The organism is Burkholderia sp. YIM B11467 (assembly GCF_052952715.1).
The window spans coordinates 1-15,007 of sequence record NZ_JBQVSQ010000008.1 but is presented as its reverse complement, the minus strand read 5'-3'; the positions used below and the strand labels follow the sequence as shown (position 1 = coordinate 15,007).

At 69.1% G+C, this 15,007-nt stretch carries 10 protein-coding genes; 6 read left to right on the top strand and 4 right to left on the bottom strand.

Going from position 1 to position 15,007, the window contains the following annotated elements; all coding sequences use genetic code 11:
• The first annotated feature begins 36 nt into the window (after window positions 1-36).
• Both ACTRWB_RS25470 and ACTRWB_RS25465 read left to right on the top strand, forming a co-directional pair.
• Window positions 37-2,316 (top strand): arginine/lysine/ornithine decarboxylase, encoded by a 2,280-nt coding sequence (locus ACTRWB_RS25470; protein ID WP_006497175.1) that lies wholly within the window; start codon window positions 37-39, stop codon window positions 2,314-2,316.
• Window positions 2,316-3,146: a lysozyme inhibitor LprI family protein gene (locus ACTRWB_RS25465; RefSeq protein ID WP_412023209.1), complete on the top strand. Its 831-nt coding sequence runs from the start codon at window positions 2,316-2,318 to the stop codon at window positions 3,144-3,146. Before ACTRWB_RS25470 ends, ACTRWB_RS25465 begins: the two co-directional genes overlap by 1 nt.
• An 84-nt stretch (window positions 3,147-3,230) precedes the next feature.
• Here ACTRWB_RS25465 and ACTRWB_RS25460 read toward each other — a convergent pair whose 3' ends face one another.
• From ACTRWB_RS25460 to ACTRWB_RS25450, 3 genes are all read right to left on the bottom strand, one after another.
• Window positions 3,231-3,914, bottom strand: coding sequence for an HAD family hydrolase (locus ACTRWB_RS25460; RefSeq protein ID WP_446903497.1), 684 nt, complete (start codon window positions 3,912-3,914; stop codon window positions 3,231-3,233).
• Between the two features lie 94 nt (window positions 3,915-4,008).
• Complete coding sequence (argH, locus tag ACTRWB_RS25455) at window positions 4,009-5,418, bottom strand: argininosuccinate lyase (RefSeq protein WP_047898756.1); 1,410 nt, start codon at window positions 5,416-5,418, stop codon at window positions 4,009-4,011.
• Between the two features lie 139 nt (window positions 5,419-5,557).
• Window positions 5,558-6,367 carry a helix-turn-helix transcriptional regulator gene (locus ACTRWB_RS25450; RefSeq protein ID WP_129512718.1) on the bottom strand — a complete coding sequence of 270 codons (810 nt, stop codon included), beginning with the start codon at window positions 6,365-6,367 and terminating at the stop codon, window positions 5,558-5,560.
• A gap of 210 nt (window positions 6,368-6,577) precedes the next feature.
• Between ACTRWB_RS25450 and ACTRWB_RS25445 the strand changes: the two genes are divergently transcribed.
• The gene (locus ACTRWB_RS25445; protein WP_446903496.1) at window positions 6,578-7,330 is read left to right on the top strand and encodes a class I SAM-dependent methyltransferase; all 753 of its coding nucleotides are present in this window, start codon (window positions 6,578-6,580) and stop codon (window positions 7,328-7,330) included.
• Window positions 7,331-7,461: 131 nt separating this feature from the next.
• On the opposite strand, the gene ppc is transcribed toward ACTRWB_RS25445, so the two are convergent.
• Window positions 7,462-10,476 (bottom strand): phosphoenolpyruvate carboxylase, encoded by a 3,015-nt coding sequence (gene ppc, locus ACTRWB_RS25440; protein WP_446903495.1) that lies wholly within the window; start codon window positions 10,474-10,476, stop codon window positions 7,462-7,464.
• Between the two features lie 208 nt (window positions 10,477-10,684).
• On the opposite strand from ppc, the gene hemC reads away from it, so the two are divergent.
• Genes hemC through ACTRWB_RS25425 form a run of 3 tightly spaced genes read left to right on the top strand, consistent with a single transcriptional unit; the run spans window position 10,685 to window position 14,849 of the window.
• On the top strand, window positions 10,685-11,689 hold the full coding sequence (hemC, locus tag ACTRWB_RS25435) for a hydroxymethylbilane synthase (protein ID WP_343493632.1): 1,005 nt from the start codon (window positions 10,685-10,687) through the stop codon (window positions 11,687-11,689).
• Window positions 11,689-13,659, top strand: a complete 1,971-nt coding sequence (gene hemDX, locus ACTRWB_RS25430) for a fused uroporphyrinogen-III synthase HemD/membrane protein HemX (protein WP_446903494.1) — start codon at window positions 11,689-11,691, stop codon at window positions 13,657-13,659. Before hemC ends, hemDX begins: the two co-directional genes overlap by 1 nt.
• 2 nt (window positions 13,660-13,661) lie before the next feature.
• The gene (locus ACTRWB_RS25425; protein WP_129512713.1) at window positions 13,662-14,849 is read left to right on the top strand and encodes a heme biosynthesis protein HemY; all 1,188 of its coding nucleotides are present in this window, start codon (window positions 13,662-13,664) and stop codon (window positions 14,847-14,849) included.
• Window positions 14,850-15,007: the final 158 nt, after the last annotated feature.

Sequence of the window (15,007 nt, the reverse complement as noted above, 5' to 3'; positions counted from 1 at the left end):
TGACGCGCCGCGGTCGTTCTTTTTGGAGAATCGCCCATGAAGTTTCGTTTTCCCGTCGTCATCATCGACGAAGATTTCCGCTCCGAGAACATCTCGGGCTCCGGCATCCGGGCGTTGGCCGAAGCGATCGAGAAGGAGGGCGTCGAAGTCCTCGGCCTCACGAGCTACGGCGATCTGACGTCGTTCGCGCAGCAGTCGAGCCGCGCGTCGTGCTTCATCCTGTCGATCGACGACGACGAACTCATGCTCGGCGAGACCGGCCCGGACGGCGAACTGCCGGAGCTCGCGACCGCGATCATCGAGCTGCGCGCGTTCGTCACCGAAGTGCGCCGCCGCAACGCGGACATCCCGATCTTCCTGTACGGCGAGACGCGCACGTCGCGCCATCTGCCGAACGACATCCTGCGCGAACTGCACGGCTTCATCCACATGTTCGAGGACACGCCGGAGTTCGTCGCGCGCCACATCATCCGCGAGGCGAAGGTCTATCTCGACTCGCTCGCGCCGCCGTTCTTCAAGGAACTCGTCAAGTACGCGGACGAAGGCTCGTACTCGTGGCACTGCCCGGGCCACTCGGGCGGCGTCGCGTTCCTGAAGAACCCGCTCGGCCAGATGTTCCACCAGTTCTTCGGCGAGAACATGCTGCGCGCGGACGTCTGCAACGCGGTGGACGAACTCGGCCAGCTGCTCGACCACACGGGCCCGGTTGCCGCGTCCGAGCGTAATGCGGCGCGCATCTTCAGCGCCGACCACCTGTTCTTCGTGACCAACGGCACGTCGACGTCGAACAAGATCGTCTGGCACGCGACAGTCGCGCCGGGCGACATCGTGCTGGTCGACCGCAACTGCCACAAGTCGATCCTGCATGCGATCACGATGACGGGCGCGATTCCCGTGTTCCTCACGCCGACGCGCAACCATTTCGGCATCATCGGGCCGATCCCGCGCGACGAATTCAAGCCGGAAAACATCCGCAAGAAGATCGAGGCGAACCCGTTCGCGCGCGAGGCGCTGCGCGAGAACCCGGACATGAAGCCGCGGATCCTGACGATCACGCAGAGCACGTACGACGGCGTCGTCTACAACGTCGAGATGATCAAGGACCTGCTCGGCGACCTGCTGGATACGCTGCACTTCGACGAAGCGTGGCTGCCGCATGCGACGTTCCACGACTTCTACCGCGACATGCACGCGATCGGCGACGGCCGTCCGCGCACGGGCGCGCTCGTGTTCGCGACGCACTCGACGCACAAGCTGCTCGCCGGTATCTCGCAGGCGTCGCAGATCGTCGTGCAGGATTCGGAGAACCGCACGTTCGACAAGCACCGCTTCAACGAGGCGTACCTGATGCACACGTCGACGAGCCCGCAGTACGCGATCATCGCGTCGTGCGACGTCGCGGCCGCGATGATGGAGCCGCCGGGCGGCACCGCGCTCGTCGAGGAATCGATCGCCGAGGCGATCGATTTCCGTCGCGCGATGCGCAAGGTCGACGCCGAATACGGCGACGACTGGTTCTTCAGCGTGTGGGGCCCGGACAACCTGTCGGAAGAGGGCATCGGTTCGCGCGAAGACTGGATGCTGAAGCCGAACGACCACTGGCACGGCTTCGGCCCGCTCGCGGAAGGCTTCAACATGCTCGACCCGATCAAGGCGACGATCATCACGCCGGGGCTCGACGTCGACGGCGAATTCGGCGAGACGGGCATTCCGGCCGCGATCGTCACGAAGTACCTGGCCGAGCACGGGATCATCGTCGAGAAGACCGGCCTTTACTCGTTCTTCATCATGTTCACGATCGGCATCACGAAGGGCCGCTGGAACTCGATGGTGACCGAGCTGCAGCAGTTCAAGGACGACTACGACAACAACCAGCCGCTGTGGCGCGTGCTGCCGGAATTCGTCGCGCAGCATCCGCGCTACGAGCGGGTCGGCCTGCGCGACCTGTGCACGCAGATCCACGACGTGTACCGCGCGAACGACATCGCGCGCCTGACGACGGAGATGTACCTGTCGGACATGGAACCGGCGATGAAGCCGTCGGACGCGTTCGCGAAGCTCGCGCACCGCAAGATCGACCGCGTGCCGCTCGACGAGCTCGAAGGCCGCGTGACGAGCATCCTGCTGACGCCGTACCCGCCGGGCATCCCGCTGCTGATTCCGGGCGAGCGCTTCAACAAGACGATCGTGAACTACCTGCGGTTCGCGCGCGACTTCAACGAGCGTTTCCCGGGCTTCCACACCGACATCCACGGCCTCGTCGCGGAAGAGGTGAACGGCCGCGTCGAGTACTTCGTCGACTGCGTGCGCGACTGATGGCGACGCACGGACGATTCCGGGCGATGCGCGCGGCGCTGGCCGCGCTCGTCGTCTGGGCGGCAGGGTCGGCTGGGCCGGGTGTCGCGCATGCGGAAGTCGCCGCGGCCGACCCGATCGACGTCGCGATGCGGCAATGCCTCGCGCGGCGCGACCGTTCGTCGACGGCCGGCCAGATCCAGTGCATGGGCGAAGCGCAGCAGCAGTGGCAGGCAGTGATGGACGGCGCCTACCAGCGCCTGTTGAAGGATGCGCCGGCCGACGCGAAGCGCGGCTGGCAGGACAGCCAGCGTCATTGGCTTACGTGGCGCAAGGATGAAGTGCATCTGCTGAAGGCGGTGTACGACACGACGCGCGGCACCGCGTACGCGATGTCGAGCGCCGACCTGCAGCTGCAGCCCGTGCGCGACCGTGCGCTTGCGCTGCGCGGCGCGGCCGATCGCTATGCGCCGCCGCCCGCCGCCGTACCGGTCGCGGCCACGAGCGGCGTGCAGGGCGGCGCGAGCGCGGTCCAGGATGCGCCCCAGGGTGCGGCCAAGCCGAACGGCAAGCCGGCGAATGCGCCGCGCGACCCGGCCGTGCGCCGCGTGCGGCCGTGCGAACAGGATGCCGCGTGCGAACACGCGCTGTTCGACCTGAACCGCTATTACCAGAAGCTGCGCCGCAAGATGCCCGCGCATTCGGCCGCGACGCTCGTGCGCGCGCAGCGCGCGTGGATCGCGTTCCGCGATGCGACCGCACCGCTCGTCGGTGAGGACGGGCGCGTCGACCTGATCGGCGCGCGCATCGCGACGATGAAGCGGCTGTCGGAGACGGCCGGCAACAAATAAGCGCCATCGCGACGCCGGTCGGTGGGCGACAACGAAACGGGCACCCTCGGGTGCCCGTTTGCATTTGGCTTGGCGGCGTGTGGCCTACGCAGGCTGTTGCGTGCCGTGCCGGCCGAACCACGACGGCACGAGCGCGACCGCATCGTCGAGCGAGGCGAGCACGTGCAGGCTCAGCGCGACGATTTCGGGCGTCGGTGCTTTCAAGTCGGGCACGGTGACGACCGACGCGCCGGCGCCGGCGGCCGACTGCGCGCCGAAGTCGCTGTCCTCGAACGCGACGCAAGCGTGCGCCGGCACGCCGAGGCGCTCGGCCGCGAGCCGGTAGACGGCCGGGTCCGGCTTGCCGCGCGCGACTTCGTCGCCGCCCGCGATCGCGCGAAAGAACGGCAGCACGCCGACCGCGTCGAGCCGCGTGCGGATCACGTCGCACGCGGACGACGACGCGACCGCGCACGGAATGCCCGCCTGCGCGAGCGTGTCGAGCAGCGCGAACGCGCCGGGCTTCAGCGGAAACTTCGGATGCGGTTCGGGCGCCGCGAGCTGTTCGCGCACGCGGGTGCGCACTGCGTCGAACGTATCGGGGTTGCCGATCAGCCGCGCCAGGATGACCTGGCCTTCGGCGAACGAGCGGCCGACGATCTGCAGGTAGTCGGCGGCGGTCAGCACGACACCGTGCGCATTCGACACGTCGATCCACGTGTTCATGATGGTCCGCTCGGAATCGACGAGCAGGCCGTCCATGTCGAAGAGCGCGGCGGAAAAGGTCATCGGCGGCATCCGGGAAGCGGGGAAGGCGAGGGGCGGCACGTCGGCCGCCCGAATGAAAAACGGACGCCGAAGGCGTCCGTCCGGCACAGCGGGCTTACTGGCCGAGCGCGGCGCGGGCCGCCTTGACCGCCGCGCGCACCTGGTCGGGTGCGGTGCCGCCCGGGTGGTTGCGGCTGGCGACCGAACCCTCGAGCGTCAGGTAGCCGAACACGTCGTCGCCGATCAGGTGCGCGACGTTCGGCAGTTCCTGCTTCATCTCGTCGAGCGTCAGGTCGGCCAGGTCGATGCCGCGGTCGTCGCAGATCTTCACCGCGTGCGCGACGGCTTCGTGCGCGTCGCGGAACGGCAGGCCGCGCTTCACGAGGTAGTCGGCGAGGTCGGTGGCGGTCGAGAAGCCCTGCAGCGCGGCCGCGCGCATCGCGTCCGGCTTCACGGTGATGCCCGCGACCATTTCGGCGAAGATCCGCAGCGTGTCGGCGACCGTGTCGACCGTGTCGAACAGCGGTTCCTTGTCTTCCTGGTTGTCCTTGTTGTACGCGAGCGGCTGGCCCTTCATCAGCGTGAGGAGCGCCATCAGGTGGCCGTTCACGCGGCCCGTCTTGCCGCGCGCGAGCTCGGGTACGTCCGGGTTCTTCTTCTGCGGCATGATCGAGCTGCCGGTGCAGAAGCGGTCGGCGATGTCGATGAAGCCGACGCGCGGGCTCATCCACAGCACGAGCTCTTCGGAGAAGCGCGACACGTGCGTCATCACGAGCGCGGATGCCGCGGTGAATTCGATCGCGAAGTCGCGATCGGATACCGCGTCGAGCGAGTTCGCGCAGATGCCGTCGAAGCCGAGCGTCTTCGCGACCGCGTGACGGTCGATCGGGTAGCTGGTGCCCGCGAGCGCGGCCGCGCCGAGCGGCAGGCGGTTCACGCGGGTCCGGCAGTCGCGCATGCGCTCGGCGTCGCGCGAGAACATCTCGACGTACGCGAGCAGGTGGTGGCCGAACGTGACGGGCTGCGCGACCTGCAGGTGCGTGAAGCCCGGCATGATCGTGTCGGCATTCTGTTCCGCGAGGTCGAGCAGCGCGCCGCGCAGGTCGTTCAGCAGGCCGCCGATGCGGTCGATCTCGCCGCGCAGCCACAGGCGGATGTCGGTCGCGACCTGGTCGTTGCGCGAGCGGCCCGTGTGCAGGCGCTTGCCGGCATCGCCGATCAGCGCGGTCAGGCGCGCCTCGATGTTCAGGTGGACGTCTTCGAGGTCGAGCTGCCATTCGAATTCGCCGCGCTCGATCTCGCCCTTGATCTGCGCCATCCCGCGTTCGATCGCCGCCAGGTCGTCGGCGCTGATGATCTTCTGCGCGGCGAGCATGTTCGCGTGCGCGAGCGAGCCGGCGATGTCGACGAGCGCAAGGCGCTTGTCGAAAAACACCGACGACGTGTAGCGCTTGACCAGCTCCGACATCGGTTCCGAGAAGCGGGCCGACCAGGCCTCGCCCTTTTTGTGCAGTTGGGACGTCATGGCGATTCTTCGAAGGGGAGTTGGGCGGCGTGCGCCGCCGAGGGAATCCCGCGATTCTAACATTCGCGGGCCTGCCCGCCGACGCGCGCAGCCGTTCGCGGCGGCCCGCCGGCCGTTGCCCCGGCGTGGCCCGGCCCGTTCAGTCGCGCACAAGCACGACCAGCTTCAGGTCCTCGCGGTGCGCGGGCTTCAGCGTGATCTGCTGGTACACGAGGCGGCCGTCGGCCGGATGGTCGAATTCGCGCAGGCCGCCTTCGCGCTCGAACACGTCCTGCGACGCCCAGTACTGCGCGAACGCGTCGCTGCCGGCGGTCAGCGCGTCGATCAGCGCGCGCGTCGGCGCGTCGGCCAGGTGGCGGATCGAATCGGCGCGGAATTCGGCCGCGAGCCGCCGCGCGCGGGTTTCCCAGTCGACGATCAGCGTGCGCGCGGCCGGCGACATGAACGTGAAGCGCAGCAGGTTGCGGTCGTGCTCGCCGTCGAGCCAGCCGGAAAACAACGCGGCGGCCGGCGCGTTCCACGCGAGTGCGTTCCATTGCCGGTCGAGCACGTACGCGGGCGTCGCGATCGCCGCGACGGTCGCGGCGAGCGTCGGCGGCAGATCGCCGCCCGCGACGTCGGGCTCGGCCGGATCGCGCTGCGCGGCCAGCTCGAACAGGTACGCGCGCTCGGCCTTCGACAGTTGCAGCGCGACGGCGATCCGCGCGAGCGCGTCGGCCGACGCCGACACGGGGCGGCCCTGTTCGATCCACGTGTACCAGGTCGGGCTGACGCCGCACAGTTGCGCGACTTCCTCGCGCCGCAGCCCCGGCGTGCGGCGGCGCGGGCCGGGCGGCAGGCCGACGGCCTGCGGCGACAGCCGCTCGCGATGGGCGCGGATGAATTCGCCGAGCGCGCGGGCGGGCGTGGCGTCGAGCGGCGGGACGGGGGCGGAGGACGGGTGGTTCATGCGGAAACGGCGAAGTGGAGGCGAGGACGCGGCAAAAATCAGACAGGTGTATCGAATACCAGAATAACTGCTTAACTTGTACTGGTACAAACGCAGGCCTATTGTAGCGGCTCGCGCGCTGACAGGCAGCGGGCGTCCCACAAAACGCGTGCATGGGGCTGGAGCGGCGCTGAAGCGCTCACTCCGGTCGACCGCACAAAGGAGCGAACGATGAAACACCACGACCAGGTCGCCGACGCATTCGGCACGACGACCGCCGCCTATCTGACGAGCACGGTCCACGCGACGGGTGCCGATCTGCAGACGCTCGCCGACGCAGTGCGTGCGACGCCCGACGCCGCGGTGCTCGACCTCGGCTGCGGTGCCGGTCACGCGAGCTTCGCGGTCGCGCCGCACGTGCGCGACGTGGTCGCGTACGATCTCGCCGCGCCGATGCTCGCGACCGTCGACGCGGCCGCGCGCGAGCGCGGGCTCGCGAACATTCGCACGCAGCAGGGCCCGGCCGAACGGCTGCCGTTCGACACCGCGACGTTCGACTGGGTCGTGAGCCGGATGAGCGCGCACCACTGGCACGACATGCGCGCGGCGCTCGCCGAGGTGCGCCGCGTGCTGAAACCGGGCGGCCGCGTGCTGATGATCGACATCGCGGGCAACGATCATCCGTTGCTCGACACGTACCTGCAGGCTGCGGAAGTGCTGCGCGACGCATCGCACGTGCGCGATTACCGCGCCGACGAGTGGCTCGCGATGTTCCGCGACGCGGGCTTCGACGCACAGGTGCACAGCCGCTGGCGGTTGCCGATCGATTTCGACACGTGGGTCGAGCGCATCCGCACGCCGGCCGACAGCGTCGCCGGCATTCGCGCGCTGTGGGCGCATGCGCCCGACGAGGCGCGCGGTTATTACGCGGTGCAGCCCGACGGTTCGTTCGAGCACGACGCGCTGCTGATCGACGCGCGCTGACCGGGCCGCGCGGCTCGCCGGCGCGTTTCACCGCCCGATGAAAAAAGCCGCGATACGCACCGTGGGCACGGTGGCGTATCGCGGCTTTCGCGATGCCGGCCGGCGCGGAGCGGCCCCGCGCCGGATGCGGATCAGCCCGTGTTGCGCAGGCCGGCCGCGATCCCGTTGATCGTCAGGTGAATCCCGCGGCGCAGCCGCGCGTTGGTGTCGCCCGCGCGGTGACGCTTGATCAGCTCGACCTGCAGGTGATTCAGCGGATCGAGATACGGGAAGCGGTTCGTGATCGAGCGCGCGAGCAGCGGGTTGGTCGCGAGACGGCCTTCGTGTCCCGTGATTTCCGCCAGGGCCTGCGACGTGCGCTCCCATTCCGCGACGATCCGCTCGAACACGTGCTTGCGCAGCTTGCGGTCGGCGACGAGTTGCGCGTAGCGCGACGCGACCGCGAGATCGGTCTTCGCGAGCACCATGTCCATGTTCGACAGCAGGTTCGCGAAGAACGGCCAGGTCTTGTTCATCTTCTTCAGCAGCGCGACGCGCTTGGTGCGCTCGGCGTCGTCCGGCGCGCCGTCGAGATACGCGCTCACCGCGCTGCCGAAGCCGTACCAGCCCGTCAGCAGCAGCCGGCACTGGCCCCACGAGAAGCCCCACGGAATCGCGCGCAGATCCTCGATCTTGCGCTGCTTCGGATCCTGCAGCTTGCGCGAGGCCGGGCGGCTGCCGATGTTCAGCTCGGCGATCTCGGTGATCGGCGTCGACGAGAAGAAGTAGTCGGTGAAGCCCGGCGTTTCGTAGACGAGCGCGCGGTACGCGGCCATCGCCGAGTCGGACAGCGTCTGCATCGCCGCCTCGAACGCGGGCAGTTGCGCGGGGGCGTTCGATTGCGGCAGCAGCGACGCCTCGAGCGTCGCGGCGACGACCGTCTCGAGGTTGCGCCGGCCGATCTCGGGGTTCGCGAACTTGCTCGCGATCACCTCACCCTGTTCGGTCAGGCGGATCTGGCCGTTCACGGTGCCCGGCGGTTGCGACAGGATCGCCTGGTAGGTCGGGCCGCCGCCGCGGCCGACCGTGCCGCCGCGGCCGTGGAACAGCCGCAGCGTGATCTTGCGGTCGCGGAACAGGTCGACGAGCGCGAGTTCCGCACGGTACAGCTCCCAGTTCGACGTGAGGAAACCGCCGTCCTTGTTGCTGTCCGAGTAGCCGAGCATCACTTCCTGCTCGGCGCCCTGGTGCGCGATCAGCGCATCGATGCCCGGCAGCGCGAAGTATTCGCGCATGATGCGCGACGCGTCGCGCAGGTCGGGGATCGTCTCGAACAGCGGGATCACCATCAGGCTGTTCTTCGCATGGCTGCCGGGTACGCCGAGCGTGCCTTCGAGCAGCCCCGTCTCCTTCTGCAGCAGCAGCACCTCGACGAGGTCGCTGACGGTTTCCGTATGCGAAATGATGTAGTTGCGCACGGCGCGTGCGCCGAATTGCGCGCGCACGTCGCGCGCCTTTTCGAACACGCCGAGCTCGCTTTGCGCGAGCGCCGAGTATTCGATGTACGGCGAGCGCAGCGGGCGCGGATCGGCGAGCGCGGCGAGCAGCACGCGCAGCTTGTCTTCCTCGGCGAGCGCCGCGTAGTCGGCCTCGACGCCCGCGCGCGCGAACAGCTCGGCGACCACGGCTTCATGGATGTCGGAGCTCTGGCGCAGGTCGATGCTCGCGAGATGGAAGCCGAACACTTCGGCCGCGCGCACGAGCGGCGCGAGGCGCGGCGCGGCGAGCGACGTGCCGTGGTGTTCGTCGAGCGATGCGGTCAGCACCTTCAGGTCGGCGACGAACGCTTCGGAATCCGCATACGGGATCGCGCGCACGGGCGGCGCGCCGCGGCCCGCGCTGCGCACGGGCACCGTGCCTTCGCCGACGCGCACGCGCGCGCTCGCGGCGAGCCGCGTGTAGATGCCGATTAGCGCGCGGCGGTACGGTTCGTCGACGCGGTGCGGCGACTGGTCGGGCGATGCCGCCGCGAGCGCCTTCACGGCGTCGTTCGCGCCGACGAGCAGGTTCGACACCGACAGCTCGGCGCCCAGCTTGTGCACCTGTTCCAGATAGTGTTCGAGGATCACCGCGGCCTGGCGGTTGATCGCCTCGTCGAGCGTTGGCGCGGTCACGTTCGGGTTGCCGTCGCGATCGCCGCCGATCCAGCTGCCCATCTGGAAGAACGCGGGTACGCGCGCGGACAGGCCGTGCTCGGCGAGCGCGGCCTCGATGTCGCCGTACAGCGCCGGCAGCTCGTCGAGGAAGGTCGCGCGGTAGTACGACAGCGCGTTCTCGATCTCGTCGCCGACCGTCAGGCGTGAGTCGCGCAGCATGCGTGTTTGCCACAGCGCGGTCACGCGCGCGCGCAGCATCGATTCGTTGTACTGGCGCTCGCGCGCGGTCAGCTCCTGGTCGCGTTCGGCGAGCAGGCGCGCGATGTCGTGCTGCGCGTCGAGGATGCTCTTGCGCTGCACTTCGGTCGGGTGTGCGGTCAGCACCGGCACGATCAGCGCATCGTCGAAGAAGCGCTGCAGCAGGCGCTTCGACGCGTTGCCGGTGGTCTTCAGCTGTTCGAGCGCGTATGCGACCGTGCCGGGCTGCGGCGCGGAGCCGGCCAGCGCGTGGATGCGGCGGCGGCGGTTGTGGTGGCGGTCTTCCGCGATGTTCGCGAGATGCGAGAAATAGCTGAACGCGCGCACGACGCTCACCGTCTGCTCCGGCGTCAGCTTGCGCAGTTTCTTCTCGAGCGTCTGCGCGGCTTCGCTGTCGTCCTCGCGGCGGAACTTGACCGCGGTCTGGCGGATCGTCTCGACGACGTCGAACACGGTGTCGCCTTCCTGCTCGCGCACGACGTCGCCGAGCAGGCGGCCGAGGAAGCGGATGTCCTCGAACAGCGGGCCGTCCTTGTCCTCGCGCGTGCGCGTGCCGGACTTCGGCGCGCCGGCCGTGCGGGCAGCGGGGCCGGCGGTTTTCGTCACGCGTTTTGTCTGACGTATCGGGTCTTTCGGTTTCGTTGCCGTTTTCGCACGGCCGTTCGCGGCGGTGGCGACGGTGTCCGTCGAGGCGTCGGAGGAGGACAGGGCAGCATTGCGGCGCGCCGTACGCGCCGATCCGGAAGACTTCACGATGGGTTTCCTTGGGAAAGCTCGAGTCAAAAGGAACTGCGAAAACTGCGGGAACTGCGGTCAAGCAACCAGCTACGTGCGGCACATCCGCACATCGGCGCCGCGACCCGCGCAGGGGCCGGTCGGGCGCAGGCTCCGGGCCCGGGCGGGCCGGGGCGTGCGTGCTACCATTGTTCGATCTTCAATCCCGTCCTTCGATGTTCCAGCAATGAATTCCGAGACCCTTGCGGCCGGGCCGCAACAGGCACAGCCGCCCGCGACGTTGACGATTGCTTCGCGCGAGAGCCGCCTGGCGATGTGGCAAGCCGAACATGTGCGTGATGCGCTGCGCAAATTATATCCAGCTTGTGACGTGAAAATCCTCGGGATGACGACCCGGGGCGATCAGATTCTCGATCGCACGCTGTCGAAGGTCGGCGGCAAGGGCCTGTTCGTGAAGGAACTGGAGAGCGCGCTGGCCGACGGCCGCGCCGATCTCGCCGTGCATTCGCTGAAGGACGTGCCGATGGCGCTGCCCGACGGCTTCTCGCTTGCCGCGATCATGGAGCGCGAGGATCCGCGCGACGCGTTCGTGTCGAACGACTACGCGTCGCTCGACGCGCTGCCGGCCGGCGCGGTCGTCGGCACGTCGAGCCTGCGTCGCGAGGCGATGCTGCGCTCGCGCTATCCGCACCTCGACGTGCTGCCGCTGCGCGGCAACCTCGACACACGCCTCTCGAAACTCGACCGCGGCGACTACGCGGCGATCATCCTTGCGGCCGCCGGCCTGAAGCGCCTCGGCCTCGAAGCGCGGATCCGCGCGCTGCTCGACGTCGAGGCGAGCCCGCCCGCGGCCGGCCAAGGCGCGCTCGGCATCGAGATCGCGGCGCACCGCGACGACGTCGCCGGCTGGCTCGCGCCGCTGCACGACCGGCAGACCGCGCTCGCGGTCGAGGCCGAGCGGATGGTGTCGCGCGCGCTCGGCGGCAGCTGCGAGGTGCCGCTCGCCGCGCACGCGGTGTGGCGCGCGGGCGAACTGTACCTGACGGGCCGTGTGTCGACGACCGACGGCAAGCGCGTGCTGACGGCCGAGGAGTGCGGTGCGGTCGTGACTGTCGCCGATGCGCTCGCGCTCGGCCGCGCCGTGTCCGACGATCTCGAGGAGCAAGGTGCGCTCGACATCGTCCGCGCACTGCTCGCCGCCGGCTCGCCGGCCGGCAAGGGCGACGCCTGATGGCGGGCGGCGCGCGCGCGTTCACCGCCGTCCTGACGCGCCCGGACGGCCAGTCGGACGCGCTCGCCGGGCAACTGGCCGACGCCGGTTGCGACGTGCTCGAATTCCCGCTGATCGACATCGCGCCGGTCGACGATCCGGCGCCGCTCGACGCCGCGTTCGCGGCGCTTGCCGACTACGCGCTCGTGATTTTCGTGTCGCCGAACGCGATCGACCGCGCGCTCGCGCAGTACGGCGCGATCTGGCCGAACGCGCTGCCGGTCGGCGTGGTCGGGCCCGGCAGCGTCGCGGCGCTTGAGCGTCACGGCATCGCGGCGCCCGCACATCGCGTGATCGCGCCGCAGGCGCCGGCTGACGGCGGCGTGCCCCATTACGATTCGGAAAGCCTGTTCGCGTGCATCGAGGTCGCATTCGGCGGCGCCGAGGCACTGGCGGGCAAGCGCGTGCTGATCGTGCGCGGCGACGGCGGGCGCGAATGGCTCGCCGACCGGCTGCGCGAGGCCGGCGCGGACGTCACGCTCGTTGCCGCGTACCGGCGCGTCGTGCCCGAGCCGCGCGTCGGCGCATGGGAGCGCGTGCATGCGCTGCTCGACGGCGCACCGCATGCGTGGCTCGTCACGAGCTCGGAAGGCGTGCGCAACCTGCACGAACTCGCGCGGGCGCACCTGAACGATGCCGAGATCGATGCGCTGAAGCATGCGCCGCTCGTGACGCCGCACCCGCGCATCGAGCAGACCGCGCGTACATTGGGTTTTGATAGGATTACGCTGACCGGCGCGGGCGATGAGCGCATCGTCCGCGCGTTTCGAACGATGGCCGCCGAGGCCGTCCAACCGGCGACAGCCGCACCGGTGACTAAACGCATGACAGATACCAACGATTCCAAAAGCGTCGCTTCCCAGCCGGCCGCTGCATCCGCACCGCCGTCTCGACCCCCGTACATGGCGTCCGAACCGCCCGCGCGCCGCGGCGGCAGCGCGCTGCTGTGGTTCGTCGTCGTCGTGCTCGGCTGCGCGGCGGGTGTCGGCGGCTATGCGCTGAACCGCAAGATCGACCGGCTCGACGGCTCGTTCGTCACGCGCCAGAAGGCGCTCGACGCGCAGACGGCCGAAACGCGCATGAAGACCGAGCAGGCGCTCGCGAGCACGCATCAGGTCGATACGCAGCTCGCGCAGCTCGACGGCAAGCTCGCCGACGCGCAGAGCGCGCAGCAGGCGCTGCAGCAGCAATACCAGGACCTGTCGCGCAACCGCGATGCGTGGATGCTCGAGGAAGTCGACCAGATGCTGTCGAGCGCGAGCCAGCAGCTTCAGCTGACCGGCAACACGCAACTCGCGCTGATCGCGCTGCAGAACGCCGACGCGCGTCTCGCGACGTCGCAGAGCGCGCAGGCCGTCACGGTGCGCAAGGCGCTCGCGCTGGACATCGAGAAGCTGAAGGCCGCGCCGGCGGCTGATCTCACCGGCCTCGCGATCAAGCTCGACGATGCGATCGGCAAGATCGACGCGCTGCCGCTGTCCGGCGAGGCGATCGTGCCGCACGAGGCGCCGAAGGCCGCGCCGGTCGACGCCGCGGCGTCGGCCGTGGCCGGCGAGCCGCGCTGGAAGGTGTGGTGGCACGACTTCTCGGCCGGCCTCGGCCAGCAGCTGAAGGGCCTCGTGCAGGTGCGCCGGATCGACAACGCGGACGCGATGCTCGCGTCGCCCGACCAGGGCTACTTCGTGCGCGAGAACGTGAAGCTGCGCCTGCTCACCGCGCGGCTGTCGCTGCTCGCACGCAACGACAGCGCGATGAAGGCCGACCTGCACGCCGCGCAGGCGTCGCTCGGGAAGTATTTCGATCAGGCATCGAAGGACACGCAGACCGTCGAGGATCTGCTCAAGCAGGTTGACGGCGCATCGCTGACGGTCGCGGTGCCGAACCTGAACACGAGCCTGAACGCCGTTCAGCAGTTCAAGAGCCGGGGGTAACGATGACGCTTCGAGGAATCGTCTGGCTCGCGGTCCTGTTCGCGATCGCCGCGGCGCTCGCCACCGTCGGGCATTTCGACGCGGGGCAGGTGCTGCTCGTCTATCCGCCGTACCGGGTCGACGTGTCGCTGAACCTGTTCGTGATCGCCATCGTCGTGCTGTTCATCGTCGTGTATGCGCTGCTGCGCATCGTGCGCAACATCTGGCGCATGCCGCAGCGGGTCGCCGCGTATCGCGCGCGTTCGCGCAACGAGAAGGCGCAGGCGTCGTTGCGCGATGCAATCGCGAACCTGTATGCGGGCCGTTTCTCGCGCGCGGAAAAGGCCGCGCGTGAGGCGCTGTCGGTCGACGCGAATCTGGGCGCGGCGAGCCTCGTCGCGGCCACCGCCGCGCACCGGATGCACGAGTACACGCGCCGCGACGACTGGCTGTCGAAGGTCGACGCGCCCGAGTGGCAGGATGCGCGGCTGCTCGCTGCGGCCGACATGCGCGCGGACGCACGCGATGCCGACGGCGCGCTCGCCGCGCTGGCTGACTTGCAGGCGGGTGGCAAACGCATCCATGCGCAGCAGGTTGCGCTGCGCGCACAGCAGCAGTTGAAGAACTGGGCCGAAGTGCTGAAGCTCGCGAAGGCGCTGGAGAAACGTGAGGCGCTGCATCCGGCCGCGGCCGTGCGGCTGCGCCAGCAGGCCGCGGAAAACCTGCTGCGCGAACGCCGGCACGATCCGGACGCGCTGCTCGAGGTGTGGCAGTCGCTGTCGCCGGTCGAGCGCCAGTCGCCGCGTCTTGCCGATCTTGCGGCCGACCTGCTGGTGCCGCTCGAGCGTCGCAACGAAGCGCGCCGCATCGTCGAGGAAGCGCTCGCGCACAACTGGGACGCGCGCCTGCTGCGTCGTTACCCGGACACGGCCGGCGCCGATGCGCTGCCGCTGATCCAGAAGGCCGAAGGGTGGAAGAAGGATCACCCGGAAGATGCCGACCTGCTGTTCGCGCTCGGCCGCCTCTGCCAGCAGCAGCAATTGTGGGGCAAGGCGCAGTCGTTCCTCGAATCGGCGCTGAAGCTGGCCGACAACGAGGCGCTGAAGGTGCGTGCGCACCGCGCGCTCGCGCGTCTGTTCGAGCATCTCGGCGAAACCGACAAGGCCGCGAAGCACTACCGCGAAAGCGCGCTTGCGATCACCGTGGTCTGACGCGGGTGGCGCGGCTGCTTGCCGCTCCGCGAAAAAAGCCCCGAACTGAACTGCACCCCAAAAGTTGGATTTTGATCCGACCTTTGGGGTGTTTTTCATGACGAAGTACAGCGATGAGCTTCGACGACAAATTGTCCAAGAGCATCTGGCCGAGGGGC

Bases quoted from the DNA above. Each gene is read 5' to 3' on its own strand.
- ACTRWB_RS25470 (WP_006497175.1), top strand. From the start codon at position 37: ATGAAGTTTCGTTTTCCCGTCGTCATCATCGACGAAGATTTCCGCTCC.
- ACTRWB_RS25465 (WP_412023209.1), top strand. From the start codon at position 2,316: ATGGCGACGCACGGACGATTCCGGGCGATGCGCGCGGCGCTGGCCGCG.
- ACTRWB_RS25460 (WP_446903497.1), bottom strand. From the start codon at position 3,914: ATGACCTTTTCCGCCGCGCTCTTCGACATGGACGGCCTGCTCGTCGAT.
- argH (WP_047898756.1), bottom strand. From the start codon at position 5,418: ATGACGTCCCAACTGCACAAAAAGGGCGAGGCCTGGTCGGCCCGCTTC.
- ACTRWB_RS25450 (WP_129512718.1), bottom strand. From the start codon at position 6,367: ATGAACCACCCGTCCTCCGCCCCCGTCCCGCCGCTCGACGCCACGCCC.
- ACTRWB_RS25445 (WP_446903496.1), top strand. From the start codon at position 6,578: ATGAAACACCACGACCAGGTCGCCGACGCATTCGGCACGACGACCGCC.
- hemC (WP_343493632.1), top strand. From the start codon at position 10,685: ATGAATTCCGAGACCCTTGCGGCCGGGCCGCAACAGGCACAGCCGCCC.
- hemDX (WP_446903494.1), top strand. From the start codon at position 11,689: ATGGCGGGCGGCGCGCGCGCGTTCACCGCCGTCCTGACGCGCCCGGAC.
- ACTRWB_RS25425 (WP_129512713.1), top strand. From the start codon at position 13,662: ATGACGCTTCGAGGAATCGTCTGGCTCGCGGTCCTGTTCGCGATCGCC.